Raw genomic sequence first — 17,735 nt, 5'->3', positions numbered from 1 at the left:
CTACGAACGATGAAGTTAACTTTGAATCAAGAATTAAAATTAAGGAAGTTTGAGCTAGAGATGGAGCAAAAGAGTCGTGAGTATTTACTCTGGTTGGTTGTTAAGCAAATGCGACTTATCTTTCAACTTAAGAATCTTTGTTGGAATCTGCTCCAAATAGCTCGCGCATCAAACTTAAAGACAATTGCACAGGCTCGAAATGATTCTAATACCTAATTTAGTGGTAATGTTTTAAAATGGTGCGATTCCTAATTGTTGACAGATGAAGCTGTGTAGGTCGGTATGGTATACCGTAACATAAACCCCAGCGATTAAGTAGCCTCCATCTTCTTCTACGAAAGTCCAGTCTTCGACTGCCGCTAAAGCCCTCATTCTTAGAAACTCGTTGTATGCTTCGATCGCGTTTTGAATCATCATGTTCTTTTCGAAATCGAACTCAGTGTAACGGTAGTATGCGTAGAACTCGAGAACTTTTTGAGGTAACTCTTTGTAGCTTACAAATCGGGTGCCGATACCTTCAAAAGTTACTAGTGCTACATTTGCCCAAAATTCGATGTTTGTTACTGGTCTGTTGTAAATCATGGTTGTTTTCCTCCGTTTGTTGATTTGATTCTAGCAACTAATTTTGGGGGTGTCAAGATTTAGTTGCTAGAAATTTATTTGAACTTCTCGGCGCACTGCCCACAGACACGATCGCTATAGGTGTTATCAGATACTTCCGACGTACGAGTTAGTAAGTGAGTAGCGTAGCACTTGCAGAATTTACAATCACTCTGTAAGTATTGGTTACGGGAATTAAAGTGAACACTGATGGTTTCGATTTTGATGTTGTAAAACATGTTTTCTTCTTAAGATTTAGTTGCTAGATTTTTAGTAGATTTTTAGTATTGGCTCTCAAATACGGATTCAAAGTAGTCTTTGGAGTATTTTACGGACAGCTCGTAAATGTGTTTAATTTGCTTGTTGTCGATCTCCTTTTGGAGTTTTTCGCGGATTAGTTTGATTTGCTGTGAGTACTTGTTATCTTTCATTTTCTTATTTGAGGTTTATTTGGCTAATTTAGTGGGTTAAATCGACTTAATGTCTCTTACATCCTTCAGATAGTTTTGACACGTATAATCGTCATTTAAATGCGAGATATGGGTTTTTCTGACGTGAAGGCAAGCCCATAGATCCGAATCGTCTTCTTTTTGCCAAGGTTGCTCGTTAATCTCTTTGTTTCTACTTTGGGCTTCGAGTTTACGTGCTTCTTCCATTTCTTGTCTGTGGTTGTATCCTGATTTCATTTATCTAACTCCTAACTCTCTTTCTAGTCTTTCTACTCTAGTTTCGATGCTGTTTAGTTTTTCTGCCGTCTCGCGGTTGATAACGGAGTTCATTAAAGTCGATCCGGCTACGCTAACGAGTGCTATTGAGATTGTTAATGTGGTTAGGTAAGCTTTCATTTGTTTGGTTCCTTTGTTTGTTTTCTATATATCTAATATAATCTAACAACTAAATTAGTGTCGAGTCATTATCGCTTTATTATATAATAAAGAGTCGGTTGACGGCCTTCCAGCCTTATGCAGCAATGGTTTCAGCCATTCACCTAAAAACGACATCTAATAAAAAAGCACCCTTTCAGGTGCCGTTTTCTTATGCTGGTGTTTTATCTCGATTGTAATAATTCCTAAATCTTTCAGCGTCGAGCGCTCTTCTCAAATCCTCAAACTCTGGTTCGTTACGAATGCACTTGTGGCAAATTCCTATCTGGTATGGGACAGATTTAGCTAGTCTTCTGATATTGCGACCGCAGTGCAGGCATTGTTTCTGAGGTAGTTCGTTACTCATTGTTAGTTTCTAAAATTGGTTTATTTACTTAATACTCTAACGACTAAATTTAAATCTGTCAATACCGACTTATTATTTGATAGTTTCAACTGAGGTAAGCCATGTCAGAAGAAAGGTTTGACAATAAAGCACTAACATCTCTATTAGGCAAAGTCGGTACGCATCCCGTATCGATGTACGACCCAGTACTTAGTCGCGCCGACATAGAGCAAATGTACCGGATGCATAGACACATTCAAAATGTTATCAATTTAATTCCTGAAGATTGTACTCTACATCTCCCTCAGTGGGAACTAGAATCTGGTGAACCAAAAGATTTAATCGCGGCATATCAGGATATCGAAGCTTTTGGCGAACCTATGCAAGAAATTAATATCCAAGGTGTTTTTGAGTTGGCTCTTAAGTACGGCAGACTTTATGGGGATGGCTTCATCATCTTAGGTATTAATGACGGTCAAGACCCGAGTGAGCCTGTCGATTTAAAGCGCATTAATAGTGTAGATTGGGCTAGGGCCTATCATCGACATGAGGTAGGTATTGACTACCGTAAACAATGCTACCTAAAGTATATCGACAAACAGCATCGCGGGGAAGCAACAGAAGCATTATACTTCCACCGCTCGAGAGTACTAAGATTCCCAGGTGTCGAGTTATTTGGTAACACTTTTGCTAGCAACGGAACGTTTAACGATTCAGTTCTAAACGCCATCTACAAACAACACTGCACTTACTTGGATTCAGTTTACGCTGCTTCTAAGATGGTACAAAGCCACTCAGTATTTAAATATGGCTTTAACGGTCTAGGTAAAGCACTCTCCAACGAGAACGGCAAGCGGTTAATGCGCGATCGCTTTGAGTCGATTATGGTGGGATTGTCGACAATCGGAGGCTTGGTTCACGACAATAACACCGAAAGCGCTGAATTTATCCAAAGAAATTATGCTGGTGTAGTTGACATCCTCAAGCATACTCAAGAGTTATTTATCAGTGTCACTGGAATGCCTCGCGGTAAGATTTTTGGTAATGCTGCCATTGGCGCAATGTCTGAAGCTTCTGAAGGGGAACGTTGGGAGTGGAACGAAATTATCGCTCGGGCACAATCTTCCCGTTTAAAGCCTGCTCAGATGCGTTTGACTGAGCTTTTGTTGGCTGCGATGGGTAAAACCGGTATTGAGTTTGATATCAAATACAAACCTCATTATCAGTTAACCGAGAAAGAACACGCTGAGCTGAGATTCAAGAACGCCCAAACAGATAAGATGTATCTCGATCTCGGCGTATTATCTGCTCAAGAAGTTAGAGAATCTAGGTTCGGTAGTTCTGATTACGGTAACTCTATAACCCTGCAAGGTATCGCAGCACCAGAACCGGAACCCGAACCACAGCAAGAAGTGGCAGATCCTGAAGCTGAAAACGAAAACAATAGTGAGGAAGCCTAATATTAGCTGTTAGTATTTTTATTCCTATGAGTTGTCCTGTTAATTTCAATCTAGACAATATATCGACTCCAGGTAAGCAGTTCGCCATATACCAAGGCTCTACCTATGACTGCTTAACCCTGTACCACGATCAAGATATCTCCGACTATACCCCCTCGGGTGAGATTAGAACAACTTACCGATCTAGCGGAGGGGTTCTGGTTGCGACTTTTACCTTTGATGCTCTAGGTTACGAAGAAGTTACTATCAACGACGTGGCAGTAAACCGCACCATAATCAAGCCGAGTTTAACAGATGAGCAAACTTATGCTATGACACCTACTAGAACTAGAACAGCAAGCGATCGCGCCATCCCTGGTTTGAATACCTACGTGTACGATATTAGTGTTGAGTCTACTTCTGGGGAAGTTATAACGCTAGTCTACGGTTTTGTTGATGTTTTACCAGGTGTAACGGAGGTAAGCTAATGAGTATTGAAATTTTATCCGGCGATATGATAGCTATTGATGTCAGCCAAGTTGTCGTACCAAGTAAAAAACAGAATTGGATATGGAGCGTTTACAATTCTGGCTTTACAGGTTCGGGAGTCTTCTTGGGTTATCGTGAGGGAGATATCCCCAGTATAGGCAACCGTTTTAAACCTCCTACAAACGCTAAATTAACTAAGGTAGTTTCAAGTGTACAGGCGCCATCTGCCGCATTCGAGATTGAAATACACTTAGTAGGCGGCTATGTTGCGACTATTGAGCGGGAAGCTGATACTGACCAGGTAATTCACGATATCATCTTAGGATTTAACTCTACTGCCGAGTTATACGTTCAGTTTAAAGGCCTATCCGGTACGGTTAACAACGTCACTGTTGACCTTTACCTGCAAGAAATATAGAAAAACCCCTCAAATGAGGGGTTTAAAACTAACACAACACAGAAGGAAATCTAATTAAAAAGTTTTGATTAGGGAGTAAACTAACTAACGGGATTGAGATTGATAGACCGATTATAACTCCATCGATAAAAATAACTTGTGTTTCAAACATTTTAGTTGTAGAACTCCCGATTATAGTACTCTGAGGTGAAAAATTCATTTTCGCGATCGATATCTTCTTGAGACTTGACTACTTCTCCGGTCATCGCTTCAGTTAAGAAGGCTAGGAATTTAACCGTTAAGTAGACCGAGATGAGGTTAGCGAATAAAACTGAGATAAAAACTGAAAATGCTGTAATCATGGTCCCTCCTTTGGGGATAAAAATAAAGTGACTACGTAAGCTACGAAAAGTAAATATAGGATTAATGCGCTCATGGCTTGTTTCCCCGTGTTATGCGTACCATTTATCAACTTGTTCATACGCTGTTGCTATTTCGTTTAACCCTAGCTTGTATAGGATTTCTACTAAATAATCATCAGCTAGACCATGTGCCTGCTCGGTATCGTGACCCTCTTCTAAGGATTTCATTACCGCGAGGAACTCGTCATTTATCTTGTTAATTTGTTCTTGAGTTAACATGGTTTGTTTTCCTTTTCTCTGATGCTGCTATCCTAACAACTAATTTAGTGAGTGTTAATCCGTTAAAATACTGAATTGGGAAACTTTTGTTGATACAGAGCTAAGCGCTGTTTGAACTCTTCCCAACCTTTCTCATACTGAGCTGGAGTAATTCTAAATTCTTGGCGTTTTGCTGCTCCCGGGGTTACAACTACAATCATTCCCCTGTTGATATTGGTTCCCAAAACGTAGTTAGCAGAGCTAATGTAAGCACAAACTTGAAGAATATAGTCTTTGATATAGGAGCGCTTTTTAGGTTTGGTGCTAGTTTTCCAGTCGAATACGATAGGCTTGCCGTTTTTGATTGCTATCAAGTCAGCACTGCCTCCATACCCAAGGGGGTGATAGGTGTCTACTTCGATATGTAGGACCTCATCTAAATCGTCTAGAAGAGGTCTAAGCAGCTTAAAGAGGGGAAATATACTCTCATCCATCTTCAGAGGGGTTGTAGGCGATTCTAAGTAGCTCTCAATGGTATTGTGGAGTTTAGTACCTCTGTCGCAAGCTTCATTCTTAATTCTTTCTGCCTCTTCCTCTCCTACCCGTTGCTTCCAAGCTTCAATTGCTGCGACGCTACGAGCATCCTTGGTGTTGGATAGTACGGTTGTGACACCAGGCAGTTGGCCATAAGGTGTCAAATGCTTGCGTCTTCCTTCTACTGTTGTGTGTTGTACCATTTTAATTAATCTCTAAAGTCTTTTGTACGTATCCAGAGGCTCAAAACGATGAGGGTCATTAGTAGAGCTATCGAGGGAGGCATCTGGTCTTGGCGGTTATTTGCAGCCACCATTTGGTTATTAGTTTGAACTTCTGTGGTTTGCATTTGATTTTTGTAGTGTCTAATAGTATTAGTGAGCGAAATCCCAGACATCGCGATCGCGACTCTTTTTGAAGGGATTTGGAGGTGCAGGGGGTAAGTTGTGAGCTTTAGCATTGAAACTACGGTATCCTTGGTAAACTGCGATTTTTCTTAGTAATTCAGTGTCTTGGTTGTAGATAGCTTCTTGTTGTAGTTCGAGTAGTTGTGTTCTGGTTAGGTCGGCTAGGTTTTGGTAAGTCATGGTTTGTTTTCCTTTGCTTTGTTTCTATATGTCTAATATAATCTAACAACTAACTTGGTGTCAAGAGTTGGTTGTTAGAAAATGAAATTAAATATTCTTTGGAAGAAACCCCGCTTTTTGTGCTGGCTGTGAGTATGGTTGCCAAGGAAACCACAATCATCTAAGCTGTTGGCGTCTGGGCAAACCATTGGGTGCATTATATCGTTACGGTATGGCTTACAATCTTCTCTCCATCTTTCTAGAGAACGTCTGAATCTACTTAAAGAGCGGTATCCCCATCGTTGAGGTAATTCCTTACACGAGTGAGAGAAACCAAAATTATGTAGGACCTCATGGGCAAACAATGCATCATACATATCCACACCAGATGACACATATAGGCTTCTAAACTTGGGTTCAGGTAAAGCCATAGCATCTGCTCCAACTAGCCTCTTAGGGGCAACAAAAGCCAGCATTTTGCCATCTAGCTCGGGGTTGCGATCGCGATAGAACTTGGTTACGTCTTCTATATCACGAGGCAATACTGAACCCCACTTTCCGGCGTAGTGAGTTAACGAACGACCACTATAGGTAATAGTTAACTCTCGGTCGAGCTTAACTTCTAAATAAACTTCTACTTGCTCGTACTGACTGGGGTTAAGTACGGATTCTTTAGGGCACTCAGTCTCAAAATCCGATTGAATGCATAATGCTACTAATTCAATAATCATACTCTTACTCGTTAATTTATCCAATAGTACAAACGAGCGAAGCGAGTCATTATATATTAATAAAGAGTCGGTTGACGGCCTTCCAGCCTTACTAGGTAAAGGATACAGCGATTGTCTTAAAAATGAAAAACCTCCCAAGTAGGGAGGTTAACAACTAACTTAGGTGGTTAGTTATTTGCCTTCAATTAAAACGGGACACTTAGAACTAGGGTTACCAGTTACTGGGTGCAAACCCTTTTCGATTAGCTTTTGTTCCTTTTTAGGGTAACTATCAAAGGGTATAGAGTTAACCCCATTCTTAGCTACTACTGTATGGCGAGCTTGTTTAGCCATGATATTACAAGCTTTATTCTGCACGAGAGATTTATCTTTTTCCTCGTTTAGTCTGATAACGGCTCTTAGATTGCCAATGGTAGCATTTGCCGCCTCGACTTCTGTGGTGCTTTGTTTGTTGAAGCCGTATTCGGCTCTTTTTACGTCATAAACGGTATAAGCTTGTTTAGCTTGAGTTTCGTTGTAGCACTTCTGGCTTAGTTTGTTTTGTACTTGCTGCTCGGAGTCATCGAAGTAGCAGTTCTTTTCAGAAGCAGTACCAGGAAGCTCACTAGTGGTTTTATAGCCAGCCAGGTCGCGGAGGTAAAGATTAGCCCCATCAACTGCCATCTTGGCTACCGCCATTACCGCTTTTGACTGTAGCGACTTGGGGGCTTTAGTCAAGCATTCGGGGAGATATTTTGCAGGCAAAACGTAAACCAGCTTCAACCCGCTCTCTGTAGGCATTTCAACCTGTTTTCTATCCTCATTTGTAAGGCAGGTTGCATCGAACATTCTTTTAGCTTGGTTCGGGTTACAGTCTAGTATCCCTCTAACCGTGGCAGCGGAAAAATTAGCTTCTCCTTCGTTGCTAACATATGCGACTACGTTATCTTTTTCAATTCGATTTACGTGAATTAAGCTCATGGTGTTTTCCTAATAAGTAAATTAGTAAATTAGTGGTTTGCACTTCCGATTCTAACATCTAATTTGGGGATGTCAATCTACTATTAGCCGTATACACTAGATTGAAGTATTATGACTTTAGAATATAGGGAAAATCTGGTCAGATGTGACAATGCTCGCATAGACGACCAGGGTTATTTAATTGCCGAAGTGAGAATGGCTCGCTCAGGGACGCAAAAATACCTCGATGGTAGTGGTCAAATTGTCAATGAATTGAGAACTCCTGAAGAGGTTCGAGCTAGTGCAGCTTCGTTTGAGAATACTGTTTTGACTATCAACCATCCAAAGGAGATGTTAACCGCAGAAAACACTAAGAATTATGCTGTGGGCTGGGTGCAAAGCGGGGTTCGGTATGAAGATGGCTGGCTCATCGGTACCATAAAAGTCATCGATGAGGATGCTATTAAAAAGATTCAAACCTCGCATCGTTTTTTTAGCTGTGGGTATATGGCTGAGGTCGATCGCACTGACTCGGAAGAGTATTGGATAGATGACGAAGATGTAATGGGCGGCGGTAAAGGTAAAAAATACCCCTATACGTCTAAGCAAAGAAATATTGTATCAAATCATTTATCGGCTGTAGTTAACCCGAGAGCAGGTAAAAAGGCGACTTTTGTTACTGACGAATCAGATTTAGACGGGTACAAGGTCGAAGTCGCTACTTTCGACTCTGCTGATTTGGGCGGCTTTACTATTAATCAGGAAACGAAAAAACCTACAGTAACTCTTATGACTCAATTTGTTTATAACGACTCTATCCTGACTATCGAAGGTCAAGATGCAGAGCGCGTACAAGAAATTATTAAAGACCTACAAAGCAAGTTAGATGCTGAAGTTTCTAGTTCAGCCGAAACTCTAGGTCAACTAGAAGCACAGTTAGAAGCTCTCAAGGCTGAAAAATCTACCTTAGAAGGTAAAGTTGACAGCTTAGAAGCTAAAGCCGAGCAAAATGGTGCGCGTTTAGACGCTGAAGCGATCGCTCAAGAAGTTCAATCCAGATTAGATATGTGGGCTTTAGTCGAGCCTCATTTAATTGGTGAAGCTAAGCGCGACAACAGTCTGTCTGCTTTAGAAATCCAAAAGCTTTACCTAAAACAAGCTCTTCCTAACTTAGCTGAGAAGATTGACGCTGCTAACGAAAACTACATCGCTGGCTTATGGGATGCCCAAAAACCTGAGCCCATTCAAGCTAAGACTCAAAGTGACGTAGTTAAGGAAATCTTGAATGACGGTGCAGATGCTCCTAAACAAGATAGTCTTCAATCCGCTCGTGATGCTTACCTAGCTGCTCGCATGGGCAACTAACTACTATTATTTGCAAACTTTACCAAGGATTTTTAAAATGCCAATTTCTGCTGGTGCATACCAATTAGACCCCGCTTTCGAGGGTCAAATCGCTTCACTCCAGAGCTACACGTTCATCAAAGGAACTCAAGACGAAGTTACTAACTCTAGTAACGCTTTGATTCCTTTCGGTCGTTTCGTAGTTGCTAAGCCTAGCGGTGAAGCTGGAGAAATCCAATTGCCTTCTGCTGATGGTCAAACCTTCTTAGGCGTTACGACTATTCAAGACGTTTGGGAAAAGAATGCTGACGGTACTTCTGGAATCCCCTCCAAGTATCCCGCTCATTACCTTGTTAAAGGTATTGTTTGGGTTCGTGCTGAAGTAGCCATGAGCCGTGGTGATGCTGTTTTCGTTCGCTATGCGATGAAGGGCACGCCTGGAGCTTATGACGCTATCGGTCGTATCCGTGATGATGTTGATGATGTTTCGAGTACCGAACATGCTGATGCAATCTCCAACGTTCGTCTTTTAGATGACGTTGCTGCTGGCGGGCTAGCTCGTTTAGAACTCGACCTATCGCCTCTCCTTTAAGTTTAATCTAACGCCTATTATTAGGCGTTAGCCACCTAGATTATTTGTTAACCCTACAGAAATTCATACAATGACTATTAGATACGACGCTACCGATATCACTAACGCTGGTAACTTTTTATCCCGCGAACTAGAGCAAAGATTGCCTCAAGTTTATAGCCGCAAATACGCTAAACTCTGGGCGGAAGAAGGAACTTACCTTCCTGCTCGCCCCGGTTTAGAAGATGGTGCAACTACTGTCGTCGAAGAAATCATGGAAGGAGTCGGTCAAGCTAAGGAGTATTCTCCTGGGTCTGACAACGTTCCCATGGTTAGTACTTCGATCGCTGAAGCTAACTTCAACATCCACAAATTCACTTTAGGATATTCCTACAGTATCGATGAGCTGGCTGCCGCTGCTAAAGCTGGCCGTAACATCAACTTGATGAAAGCTGCCAAAGTAGACCAAGGTTTACGTCAAGCTGTTCACCAGATGTTGATTTTTGGTACTGCTAAGCGCAATAGCTATGGTTTGTTCAACAACCCCAACGTCCCCGTTGTTGATTCAAGTTTTGATGCTGATGCAGGTGGTACAAGCTTCCAGGATCACATCGATTTCGTTAGTCTTCACTTAGAATCCGCTGAAACTCGTAACAACTTCACCGAAAGTATCGCTTGGATCATGGTTCCCAACAAGCTTAAGTATATCTGGGCTTCCAAATTCAACAGCAACGGAACTCAAAGCGTTATGAGCGCGATTATGGAAAGCTTCGGTGTTCAATCTGGTGGAAACCTTCGTGGAATTATCCCCATTCAAGAAACTCACTCTGCTTTACTCGAGCAGTTTGGTGTTAAGGCTGCTGGAACTAACGATGACCGTTTAGTCTTCATTCCTAACAATGCTGATGTTGTTGAGCGTTTAATGGATGCTCCTGACTACTTACCTCCCCAGCTCTCTGGGTTTGAGTACAAAGTATTCGCTTCCTTACGTTCTTCTGAGACGATTATCCACTACCCAGATGCAATGACCTACGTTGACATCCCTAAAGTTAGTGCTTAATCACTGACTTAATAAACCCCCGATATGGGGGTTTACTTTTTTTACTCTAATCTCTGAAACCCTTGGTGTGTAAGGGCGGAAGGGCGTCAACCGACTCTTTATTATATAATAAAACGGCATGATTAAATTTAACTATTTCCCTAACAACTTAAAACCTAACCCTGTTAAAACTCTTTTTGTAGAAGATTATAAATTAGAACCAGGTATCAATGAAGCTAATGACTCATTAGCGAATGCTAAAGGCTTTAAAAGATTAGTTGAATCTGGAGTTATTGAGTTAATCCAAGATAAGCCCAAAGCTGCTCGTAAGACTCCAGCTAAAGTGGCTGAAGTCAAAGAAGATGAGACTCCAGCGCCGAAAAAGACTACTCGCACCAGACGATCTACCCGGAAAACTGTAGCTAAAACAGGAGAAGAATAATGGCTATTACACTAGCAAGCTTTTTAACTAAATTCTCAGAGTTTGCCGCGTTAGATCCTATTAAAGTACAAGATACCGTCGAGCAAACGATTATCGAGACTGATACTTATTCGGGTTTACCTGCGACTACAGCAGTCAAAGAACATGCCACCTGCCTTCACATCGCTCACTCGCTCGAAGTATACCGATTGAGTACCTTAACTCCAGGGGGTAAAGCGATCGAGATTAAAACCAAGCACGATACGGTTAAGTATCAGCCTACTGCTGACTTATTTGATTTTGAGAGTACAACCTACGGCAAGCGTTTAGAAGACTTACTTGCCAAGTATCCCGTTTTTCTTAATTACTGCTAATGTTTTACACTGCTAACGCTACCCTAACCTACACTCAAAAACAGTCTACACTGGTCGAATATGACGCTATAACAGGCGAACCTGTCTTTAATGATGTTTCTACCAGCGAGTCAATTACAGCCAGCTTAGAGAAGGATACTGTCGAGCCTAGGGTTGAGAATATCCCAGGTGTCGATCGCACGAGGCACTATTTTACAGGGCGACTTGTTTCACCTTCAAGCCTCCCCAATTGGTTCACTCCAGGAACTACAGTAGATATCGAGTTTACTAATGGGCAAAAAGGTAAGTTCTATATTTATCCTACTGCGCCAAGTAGACTTGGTTTGGATTCCTTTTTCGGCATCTCAATTGAAGGGGTACTACTGGCATGATTCTCACTATTATCGGAGCGATCGGGTTAATCCTTGGCATCGCTCTAATCACATCTTTGGTTGTTTGGTCATTATATGCGACGTAAATCATTTAAAAGACAAGTAATACAGAAGTATCAACAGGCATTTGAAAAGACAGCCCTGGCTTTTGACGCGGCAAATAGGGATGCAATAACCGAAGTTAATTATTGGGCGGGATTTGAAGGGCGGCGAACTGTGCGAAGTGATGGTAGCTTGGTCATCGGAGCCAATCGTAACATCGTTGATACGGGTTCACTAAAAACGAGCCAAAAAATTACCATTGGTAACTTCTCGGCTCGTTTAGAGTGGGATGGGAATGGCAATACACCTGCTGCAGAGGTCTATTTCGGTAGGCGTACTGAATTCGGCTATGTGCCCGGGAGGGACTGGATTTCGGTAGCTTTGAATAATGTAGATCTCGGTCAAATGTTTAAAAAGAACTTAGAGAGCAGCTAGAGGGTATCTAGAGTTCCATTCATCTTCAACGATACACAACCAATCAACATCGCTGGAAGTAGCCAAGTCTAGCTCAATTCTAATCGTGACATCTCTAATTTCTTCTGAAAGGGTGGTTGCATCTAATGATTGAGCAAAAGCTACTTGAAGCCTCTCTTTCCGTTCTACTCTGAGGCAAGATAGCCAACTTAAGTCATACGGTGATAATCTTTCTTCTCTCTCTAGTGTCTCGATGAACCCGTCTAGTTGTTCGTCTGTTGCTTGTGATGCTAAAATTTCAAAGTTATCAAACATTTTTTCTATTGCCTCGTTTAGTGGTTTGCGTCTTATACTATTGATTATACTAGCAGCTAATTTGAGCGTCAACATGACTCCTAAAGAATTAAAAGATTTAATTATCGAAGCAATCCCTGACCAATTGGGAACTTACACGTATCCAAACGGGCATACAGATAGAGCGATCGCCATCGGCAACCCACCAAATAACTTAAAGGTCTCTGGTGTTGAGGTTATCATACCAAACTTCCCCACCACAGAAAATAACTACCTGTACGGCGATACCTACTTTCATCGCTGTGAGAAATGGAAGGTAGCGATAGTCAACCATGGCAATGATAAAGGTAATTGGTTCACTGCGATCGACCGACTCCACAGATTCTTTCATCGTAGCTATGGGAATGACGTGCCCCAGTCAGACCCATTGAAGACTCTACCGATGTACGTACTGACTATTAGAGCCGATGGGATTAGCGAGAGAATTTAGGCTGCCTACTATTAGCCATGATACGTATCGCGAACATTACTTTTAGATAAACTATTATGGCTCAATCTTACGCTGAAAGATTCTCTCCCGAACCAGTAAACAACTTCCAAGTTTTAAACGCTGGTTCTATCCTTTTGGTTGCTAACCTACCTTCAACTACGGCGTTAGAACCTCAAGTTCACACCTTGTCTGTAGAGACTGAAGGAAGCTCGGGCGATGAAACTATCTCTTTGACTTCCGATCAAACGGCTACTTTCTTAAGAAAAGGTAGTGTTCTTCATTTTACCGAAGAAGCTCTTACTGTTACTGCTGACACTACCGTTAGTAGTACCGCTACTGATGTCCCTGTAGAAGCTTTGACGACTACTGTTGCTGCTGCTTCTGAGGCTACCACTTGGGCGTTGCTTAAAATCTTAAGCCCGATGAACATTCCTTTCAACATTGAATCACAAACTACCTCTAGGACTGACTTGAACACTATCGATGGTTCGACTGTTAAAGTTCAACGTGACTTTAACCCCCAGATTCAGTGTTTCTCCAGGCCTGACGATAAAGCACTTTGGGAAGTTATTTTCCCCGCCTCCGAGCAAACGATTAATATCTACGCTCATATCGTTCGTACTAGCGGGATGCACGCTTTTGGTGTTGCTCAAGTTAACGGATTTAACGTTGACGGCGCCCAAAGTAACCTTGAACAGCCTCAGTTCACTTTGGCGTACCAAGGCAGAAAAGGTCTGACTGCTCCTTATGCGAACCTCAGCACTGAAGACCAGGCTAACTTAGAAGCTGTTGCTAAGCTTTCTGGTCTGGTTTCCTACGCTAGCTAATTACTAAATTAGTTTAGAATAAGAAAAACCCCTCAAATGAGGGGTTTTGTTTTTGGAGGATAAATCTATTTATTTCTTATAAGTCTTCCAGAGCACTACGTTACGAGTCATTCTCTCAAGTTCTTTGTCTCTCATCTGCATTGCTCGGGCGTGTATTCGAGATATCTCGGGCAGGGTTAGTGTAGCTAAAAATTCGTAAGTCATGGCTATACTATGTAGAGGGGTGATATGTCTTGTTGTTTGGCGGCTTCGATTAGGATTTCTTGAGTTTCAGGTATTAGCTCGTCGAAAGCATCTTCTCTGCGTTTGTCAATAATCAGGTTTATTAAGTCATCATCGTCTTTCTCGGCTAGAGTGTGAGCATAAGCTACGATCGCTCCGTGTAGGAAGCTGAGCCTAGATGTAAAGAATTTTGTAGTTACGGGAAACTCTAGTTCGGCTGCTTTAGTTTTATACAGTTCGGTTAGGTTCTCTACGATTAAGTTTGATAATTGAAAACTATCCATGGTTTGTTTCCTTAAATTAAATCTTCCGGTCTAGTGTTTGGGTAAAGGTCTTCAAGCTTTTCGCGGGTTTTGCTGGCAAAGCTATTAAACGCCTCTATCTTGAGTGAATCGTACTTCTCCCTACTGCCAAGTACATCGAAAAGAGCTTCGATTCTCGCCCAAAGTGTCAAGACTCTCGCGTACTTACTTAACTTAGTGTAGACGATTGGTGGGAGCTTGAGTAAATACAAAGCTCTGTAGGAATCAACGATTAAGTTTCTTACTTGTGTTTCATTTAACATGGTTTGTTTCCTCTCTTTTTCTTTATTCTAGTAGCTAATTTAGTGGCTGTCAATATCTTTTTTTAGTTGATGGGGGTAGAAATAATCTTTGCTGCCATCTGCAAACTCTACTTCAATGCACCCGTTGGCTTTGCCTACATCGGTCGTATGGTAGTCAGTAGCTTTGCCTTTGACTCCAGTTAATCTAGTAATTACAGGCATTCCTGACTCGATAAGGGATAAATCCCACGGGTTAGAAGTATGGATGATTGCCTTGTAGTCATAATACTCTTCCCAGAAGTCTGGTTCGCTATACATCGTTTTAAGGACTTCTTCCGGGAAATAATCGAATAGCTCTTGTCTACTTTTCATATCTAATAACTAATTTAGTGGCTAGCGGCTACCAGCATCTCTAATCATTGCATTTGAGTTAAATGGGTTATCCTGTTGTGGTGCAGGTTGTGGGTGTTTAGTCGTAGCTAAGTAAACTAACATTGCTGCTGCGGCAATTGCGGCGATTAGGTTTCTAGATGCGTCGTCCATGGTGTTTAGTGGTACCTCGTCTTTCTTGTTACCAATTTAGCTAACTACTAAAAGCTACGACATCGAGAAGAATACTTAATCTATCAACTAAAATGAGAAAAGCACCCCTAAATGAGGTGCGTATTGTTACTTAGTAAGTATTGAGATTAGATATTCTCTAAACAAAGCTTGAGTGTTAGGTTTACCAGTCTACTGTTTTTAGTTTGAGTTACCTTGGCTCGATAAGCTGCTTTAATAGACTTCTCATTACGCTCTTTGACTCCTAAGTAGCTATAACTGTCAAACACCTCTTGAGATATTGCACTGCGGGTATAAGGTTCACCCCCGGGTAGCTTATATTTACGGCCTAACTTGCCGAACTCTAGGTCAACTAGGAAATCTATACAATCGTTATCTACTTTGTTGTTTTCCTTGAGTGCTAAACGATAAGCTCGCTCGCTTAACTCGGGTTCTTTGAAGTTAAATAATGCTCCCAAAAACCAGTCGTGAGGAGGTAAAAAGCCAAATTTACCGTGAAAGTCGGTAAAAATTGACATCAGGTTGCTTTTGTTTTCAAAAAGGTTTACAATCTCAAACCGCAGAAACTTAAACTGATTCTTACCTTGCTTGGTAAAGATTTCCTCGAGCTCGGGAAACTCTACCAGGTTAGGTTTTTCTTTCTTTTTGGGAGGGATATCGAAGCCGCAGCTCGGGCATATTTTGGCAAAGATGGGAATCATTTCACCGCAAGCCTCGCACTTCTTCTCTTCTACTTTAGCTTTGGGTTTATACGATGGGCATAGGCTGAAGTGGGATAAGTCGATTGGGTCGTCTACTTCTTTGCCGCAAATCTTAGTTGACTGCAACCAGTCGATACACTCCCCACAATCGATGATAAATACCTCGTTTTTACCTGGGTGCAAGCGTATTCCGCGACCAATCATTTGAATCAGCAAAGCTGGTGATCGCGTTGGTCGAGCAATGACAACCGCTTCAATGCTTGTCTCGTCGAATCCTTCAGTACAGGTGCTTACCGTAGTTAAAATCTGAGTTTCACCTGTTTTAAACCGAGCAAAAATTTCCTCTCGCACTTTGTCGCTGGTGCTGCCTGTAATGAGTTCGGATTTAAAGCCGCGATCGCCAAAGATAGCATTCAAACTCTTGGCTTGCTTCACACTTGCACAAAACACAATAGTCTTTTTCTCAAGGCATAAGTCTTGCCACTTAGTTACTACATCTTCGTTATACTCATCGTTACAGACGCGAGATAACGAGCTAACTGTATAGTCACCACTGCCATCAACTTCTAGTTGGGTGGTATCTAAACACTGGTAGGAAAATAAACGAGGATTAGTTAGGTAGCCATTTTGGATCATCCAGCGCGGGCTAGGAGCTTTTACACTCCGCTCGAACATGGTACAGAATCCCTCCTTCTTATTGGTTCGCCATGGAGTAGCAGTAAAGCCAATCAAATATGCCTCTGAGAGCGCCCAAATACCATTCGGGCTATATTCATCAAGACAGCGTTTTACCACGTCAAAATGGCTAACTATGTGGCACTCATCGACACATATAACTCTGATATCCTTCGGTAGCTCGCGACGGTCTAAAGTTTGTGCCATTGCTATCTGCACGAGATTATCATAGTCGGGCTTATACTTTGGAGCGATAACAGCCGACTTATGCCCTGTGTAAGCTTGGATAGTTCCCTTTAGTTGGCTTACTAGTTTCTTACGATGCACGATAATCAGCACTCTCCTTTTACGGGCGATCGCATCTTTGACGATATGGGCTAGACACAAGCTCTTGCCACCTCCGGTCGGGCATGAAGCTAATACTCGCTTAGCTCCAGATTTGAATTGAGTGTAGATGTCTTTGATTAGTTGCGTTTGATAGTCTCTTAATTTCATGATTGTCGTGTTAGTGGTATAAAACAAAGGTTGTTAGTTTTTATTCTAACAACCAATTTAGTTGGTGTCGAGTTAAAATTCGGGATCTTCGGGTAAAGCTAGCGCCTCTTGATACTTATCCCAGTTATTTGAGATATAAGCCTGAGCTTTGGGGTAGGTAGGGAAAAACTCGGTAGGGATTTCAAAATCAACAAAAGTTATCTTATAAACCCCCTTTCTTAATCGCTTTACATCAACTAAGTCTTTATCTTCAATAGTATTGAGCATTTGTGACAGTTCATCTTCAGTAGTTTGGATTGTAATCCTGTGGAATTTGCGCTCGTGGGGTTTGACTATGGTGTATCCATCTTGGTTAGCGAAAATAAAGCGGTCGATATTGTTTTGGGTTTTTGATAATAACATGGTTGTTTCCTCCGTAATTACTTCCTATTCTAATTGCTAATTTAGTTGATGACAACCCAGAATTAAGGTCGCACAAGATCGAACAGAATATCTTGTCATGAGCTTTTTTGTTAGATAAAGTCGGAACAGGCATCGAATATAGGCGTGTATGGTTATTTTGCTTAGAAGAGAAGGGGAATTACGAGACTGGATATTTACTCGCAATCCGAGATACGAAGATAAGTTAATCCACATAGAGCCGTCTTGGGCTTATTGGTTGAAGTTATCTCCGGGACTTACAAAGATCGATGGGATATTTTGTCGACCTAAATATCAACCCTGCGAATGGTTTGACATGACAGAGCAGGTTAAACCCGTTAGCTTCGAAGTTGCTGGATTTAAAGACGAGCTTTACTATTAGCCGTACTTTGTTTGCGATCGAATC

The 17,735-nt window shown here is 41.7% G+C and carries 29 protein-coding genes; 13 read left to right on the top strand and 16 right to left on the bottom strand.

Annotated features, from left to right (window positions below):
- Window positions 1-231: 231 nt before the first annotated feature.
- The 3 genes from ACLFKQ_RS22670 to ACLFKQ_RS22660 form a co-directional block, all read right to left on the bottom strand.
- The gene (locus tag ACLFKQ_RS22670; RefSeq protein WP_449001986.1) at window positions 232-582 is read right to left on the bottom strand and encodes a hypothetical protein; all 351 of its coding nucleotides are present in this window, start codon (window positions 580-582) and stop codon (window positions 232-234) included.
- A gap of 485 nt (window positions 583-1,067) precedes the next feature.
- The gene (locus tag ACLFKQ_RS22665; protein ID WP_449001985.1) at window positions 1,068-1,286 is read right to left on the bottom strand and encodes a hypothetical protein; all 219 of its coding nucleotides are present in this window, start codon (window positions 1,284-1,286) and stop codon (window positions 1,068-1,070) included.
- A gap of 349 nt (window positions 1,287-1,635) precedes the next feature.
- Window positions 1,636-1,830 carry a hypothetical protein gene (locus ACLFKQ_RS22660; RefSeq protein WP_449001984.1) on the bottom strand — a complete coding sequence of 65 codons (195 nt, stop codon included), beginning with the start codon at window positions 1,828-1,830 and terminating at the stop codon, window positions 1,636-1,638.
- A 101-nt stretch (window positions 1,831-1,931) separates the two neighbouring features.
- On the opposite strand from ACLFKQ_RS22660, the gene ACLFKQ_RS22655 reads away from it, so the two are divergent.
- Genes ACLFKQ_RS22655 through ACLFKQ_RS22645 form a run of 3 tightly spaced genes read left to right on the top strand, consistent with a single transcriptional unit; the run spans window position 1,932 to window position 4,155 of the window.
- Window positions 1,932-3,269: an anti-CBASS protein Acb1 family protein gene (locus ACLFKQ_RS22655; protein ID WP_449001983.1), complete on the top strand. Its 1,338-nt coding sequence runs from the start codon at window positions 1,932-1,934 to the stop codon at window positions 3,267-3,269.
- A gap of 26 nt (window positions 3,270-3,295) precedes the next feature.
- On the top strand, window positions 3,296-3,736 hold the full coding sequence (locus ACLFKQ_RS22650; protein WP_449001982.1) for a hypothetical protein: 441 nt from the start codon (window positions 3,296-3,298) through the stop codon (window positions 3,734-3,736).
- Entirely contained in the window at window positions 3,736-4,155 is a 420-nt protein-coding gene (locus tag ACLFKQ_RS22645; RefSeq protein ID WP_449001981.1) for a hypothetical protein, read from the top strand. Before ACLFKQ_RS22650 ends, ACLFKQ_RS22645 begins: the two co-directional genes overlap by 1 nt.
- Window positions 4,156-4,307: 152 nt before the next feature.
- Here the strand turns inward: ACLFKQ_RS22645 and ACLFKQ_RS22640 are convergent, their stop codons facing one another.
- From ACLFKQ_RS22640 to ACLFKQ_RS22615, 6 genes are all read right to left on the bottom strand, one after another.
- Window positions 4,308-4,496, bottom strand: coding sequence for a hypothetical protein (locus ACLFKQ_RS22640; RefSeq protein WP_449001980.1), 189 nt, complete (start codon window positions 4,494-4,496; stop codon window positions 4,308-4,310).
- A 90-nt stretch (window positions 4,497-4,586) separates the two neighbouring features.
- Window positions 4,587-4,775, bottom strand: coding sequence for a hypothetical protein (locus ACLFKQ_RS22635; protein WP_449001979.1), 189 nt, complete (start codon window positions 4,773-4,775; stop codon window positions 4,587-4,589).
- 62 nt (window positions 4,776-4,837) lie between these two features.
- Window positions 4,838-5,491: a hypothetical protein gene (locus ACLFKQ_RS22630; protein ID WP_449001978.1), complete on the bottom strand. Its 654-nt coding sequence runs from the start codon at window positions 5,489-5,491 to the stop codon at window positions 4,838-4,840.
- 171 nt (window positions 5,492-5,662) lie between these two features.
- A complete protein-coding gene (locus ACLFKQ_RS22625; protein WP_449001977.1) occupies window positions 5,663-5,875 on the bottom strand; it encodes a hypothetical protein in 213 nt (70 codons plus the stop codon).
- A gap of 74 nt (window positions 5,876-5,949) precedes the next feature.
- Complete coding sequence (locus ACLFKQ_RS22620; RefSeq protein WP_449001976.1) at window positions 5,950-6,585, bottom strand: hypothetical protein; 636 nt, start codon at window positions 6,583-6,585, stop codon at window positions 5,950-5,952.
- Between the two features lie 171 nt (window positions 6,586-6,756).
- Window positions 6,757-7,545, bottom strand: a complete 789-nt coding sequence (locus ACLFKQ_RS22615; RefSeq protein WP_449001975.1) for a hypothetical protein — start codon at window positions 7,543-7,545, stop codon at window positions 6,757-6,759.
- Between the two features lie 111 nt (window positions 7,546-7,656).
- Here ACLFKQ_RS22615 and ACLFKQ_RS22610 point away from each other — a divergent pair, with 111 nt between their 5' ends.
- From ACLFKQ_RS22610 to ACLFKQ_RS22580, 7 genes are all read left to right on the top strand, one after another.
- Window positions 7,657-8,889 carry a DUF2213 domain-containing protein gene (locus tag ACLFKQ_RS22610; RefSeq protein WP_449001974.1) on the top strand — a complete coding sequence of 411 codons (1,233 nt, stop codon included), beginning with the start codon at window positions 7,657-7,659 and terminating at the stop codon, window positions 8,887-8,889.
- Between the two features lie 37 nt (window positions 8,890-8,926).
- Window positions 8,927-9,460 carry a structural cement protein Gp24 gene (locus ACLFKQ_RS22605; protein WP_449001973.1) on the top strand — a complete coding sequence of 178 codons (534 nt, stop codon included), beginning with the start codon at window positions 8,927-8,929 and terminating at the stop codon, window positions 9,458-9,460.
- Between the two features lie 70 nt (window positions 9,461-9,530).
- Window positions 9,531-10,499 (top strand): major capsid family protein, encoded by a 969-nt coding sequence (locus tag ACLFKQ_RS22600; protein WP_449001972.1) that lies wholly within the window; start codon window positions 9,531-9,533, stop codon window positions 10,497-10,499.
- A gap of 118 nt (window positions 10,500-10,617) precedes the next feature.
- Complete coding sequence (locus ACLFKQ_RS22595; RefSeq protein ID WP_449001971.1) at window positions 10,618-10,920, top strand: hypothetical protein; 303 nt, start codon at window positions 10,618-10,620, stop codon at window positions 10,918-10,920.
- On the top strand, window positions 10,920-11,273 hold the full coding sequence (locus ACLFKQ_RS22590; protein WP_449001970.1) for a hypothetical protein: 354 nt from the start codon (window positions 10,920-10,922) through the stop codon (window positions 11,271-11,273). The genes ACLFKQ_RS22595 and ACLFKQ_RS22590 overlap by 1 nt, the downstream gene beginning before the upstream one ends.
- The gene (locus tag ACLFKQ_RS22585; protein ID WP_449001969.1) at window positions 11,273-11,644 is read left to right on the top strand and encodes a hypothetical protein; all 372 of its coding nucleotides are present in this window, start codon (window positions 11,273-11,275) and stop codon (window positions 11,642-11,644) included. The genes ACLFKQ_RS22590 and ACLFKQ_RS22585 overlap by 1 nt, the downstream gene beginning before the upstream one ends.
- A gap of 75 nt (window positions 11,645-11,719) precedes the next feature.
- On the top strand, window positions 11,720-12,121 hold the full coding sequence (locus ACLFKQ_RS22580; protein WP_449001968.1) for a hypothetical protein: 402 nt from the start codon (window positions 11,720-11,722) through the stop codon (window positions 12,119-12,121).
- Here the strand turns inward: ACLFKQ_RS22580 and ACLFKQ_RS22575 are convergent.
- Complete coding sequence (locus ACLFKQ_RS22575; protein ID WP_449001967.1) at window positions 12,107-12,415, bottom strand: hypothetical protein; 309 nt, start codon at window positions 12,413-12,415, stop codon at window positions 12,107-12,109. The two genes, ACLFKQ_RS22580 and ACLFKQ_RS22575, sit on opposite strands and share 15 nt — an antisense overlap.
- A 73-nt stretch (window positions 12,416-12,488) precedes the next feature.
- Between ACLFKQ_RS22575 and ACLFKQ_RS22570 the strand changes: the two genes are divergently transcribed.
- Both ACLFKQ_RS22570 and ACLFKQ_RS22565 read left to right on the top strand, forming a co-directional pair.
- Window positions 12,489-12,884 carry a hypothetical protein gene (locus tag ACLFKQ_RS22570; protein WP_449001966.1) on the top strand — a complete coding sequence of 132 codons (396 nt, stop codon included), beginning with the start codon at window positions 12,489-12,491 and terminating at the stop codon, window positions 12,882-12,884.
- A 56-nt stretch (window positions 12,885-12,940) separates the two neighbouring features.
- On the top strand, window positions 12,941-13,711 hold the full coding sequence (locus ACLFKQ_RS22565; RefSeq protein WP_449001965.1) for a hypothetical protein: 771 nt from the start codon (window positions 12,941-12,943) through the stop codon (window positions 13,709-13,711).
- 206 nt (window positions 13,712-13,917) lie between these two features.
- On the opposite strand, the gene ACLFKQ_RS22560 is transcribed toward ACLFKQ_RS22565, so the two are convergent.
- From ACLFKQ_RS22560 to ACLFKQ_RS22535, 6 genes are all read right to left on the bottom strand, one after another.
- Window positions 13,918-14,217: a hypothetical protein gene (locus tag ACLFKQ_RS22560; protein WP_449001964.1), complete on the bottom strand. Its 300-nt coding sequence runs from the start codon at window positions 14,215-14,217 to the stop codon at window positions 13,918-13,920.
- A gap of 11 nt (window positions 14,218-14,228) precedes the next feature.
- A complete protein-coding gene (locus ACLFKQ_RS22555; protein ID WP_449001963.1) occupies window positions 14,229-14,498 on the bottom strand; it encodes a hypothetical protein in 270 nt (89 codons plus the stop codon).
- Window positions 14,499-14,537: 39 nt separating this feature from the next.
- Window positions 14,538-14,849, bottom strand: coding sequence for a hypothetical protein (locus ACLFKQ_RS22550; RefSeq protein ID WP_449001962.1), 312 nt, complete (start codon window positions 14,847-14,849; stop codon window positions 14,538-14,540).
- 21 nt (window positions 14,850-14,870) lie between these two features.
- Window positions 14,871-15,020, bottom strand: coding sequence for a hypothetical protein (locus tag ACLFKQ_RS22545; protein WP_449001961.1), 150 nt, complete (start codon window positions 15,018-15,020; stop codon window positions 14,871-14,873).
- Window positions 15,021-15,166: 146 nt separating this feature from the next.
- Window positions 15,167-16,909 (bottom strand): DEAD/DEAH box helicase, encoded by a 1,743-nt coding sequence (locus ACLFKQ_RS22540; RefSeq protein ID WP_449001960.1) that lies wholly within the window; start codon window positions 16,907-16,909, stop codon window positions 15,167-15,169.
- Window positions 16,910-16,981: 72 nt separating this feature from the next.
- Entirely contained in the window at window positions 16,982-17,311 is a 330-nt protein-coding gene (locus tag ACLFKQ_RS22535; RefSeq protein ID WP_449001959.1) for a hypothetical protein, read from the bottom strand.
- A 148-nt stretch (window positions 17,312-17,459) separates the two neighbouring features.
- On the opposite strand from ACLFKQ_RS22535, the gene ACLFKQ_RS22530 reads away from it, so the two are divergent.
- Complete coding sequence (locus ACLFKQ_RS22530) at window positions 17,460-17,711, top strand: hypothetical protein (protein WP_449001958.1); 252 nt, start codon at window positions 17,460-17,462, stop codon at window positions 17,709-17,711.
- The last annotated feature ends 24 nt before the right edge of the window (window positions 17,712-17,735 follow it).

It is taken from the genome of Myxosarcina sp. GI1(2024), assembly GCF_053543375.1.
This window is presented reverse-complemented; position numbering and strand designations above follow the sequence as displayed.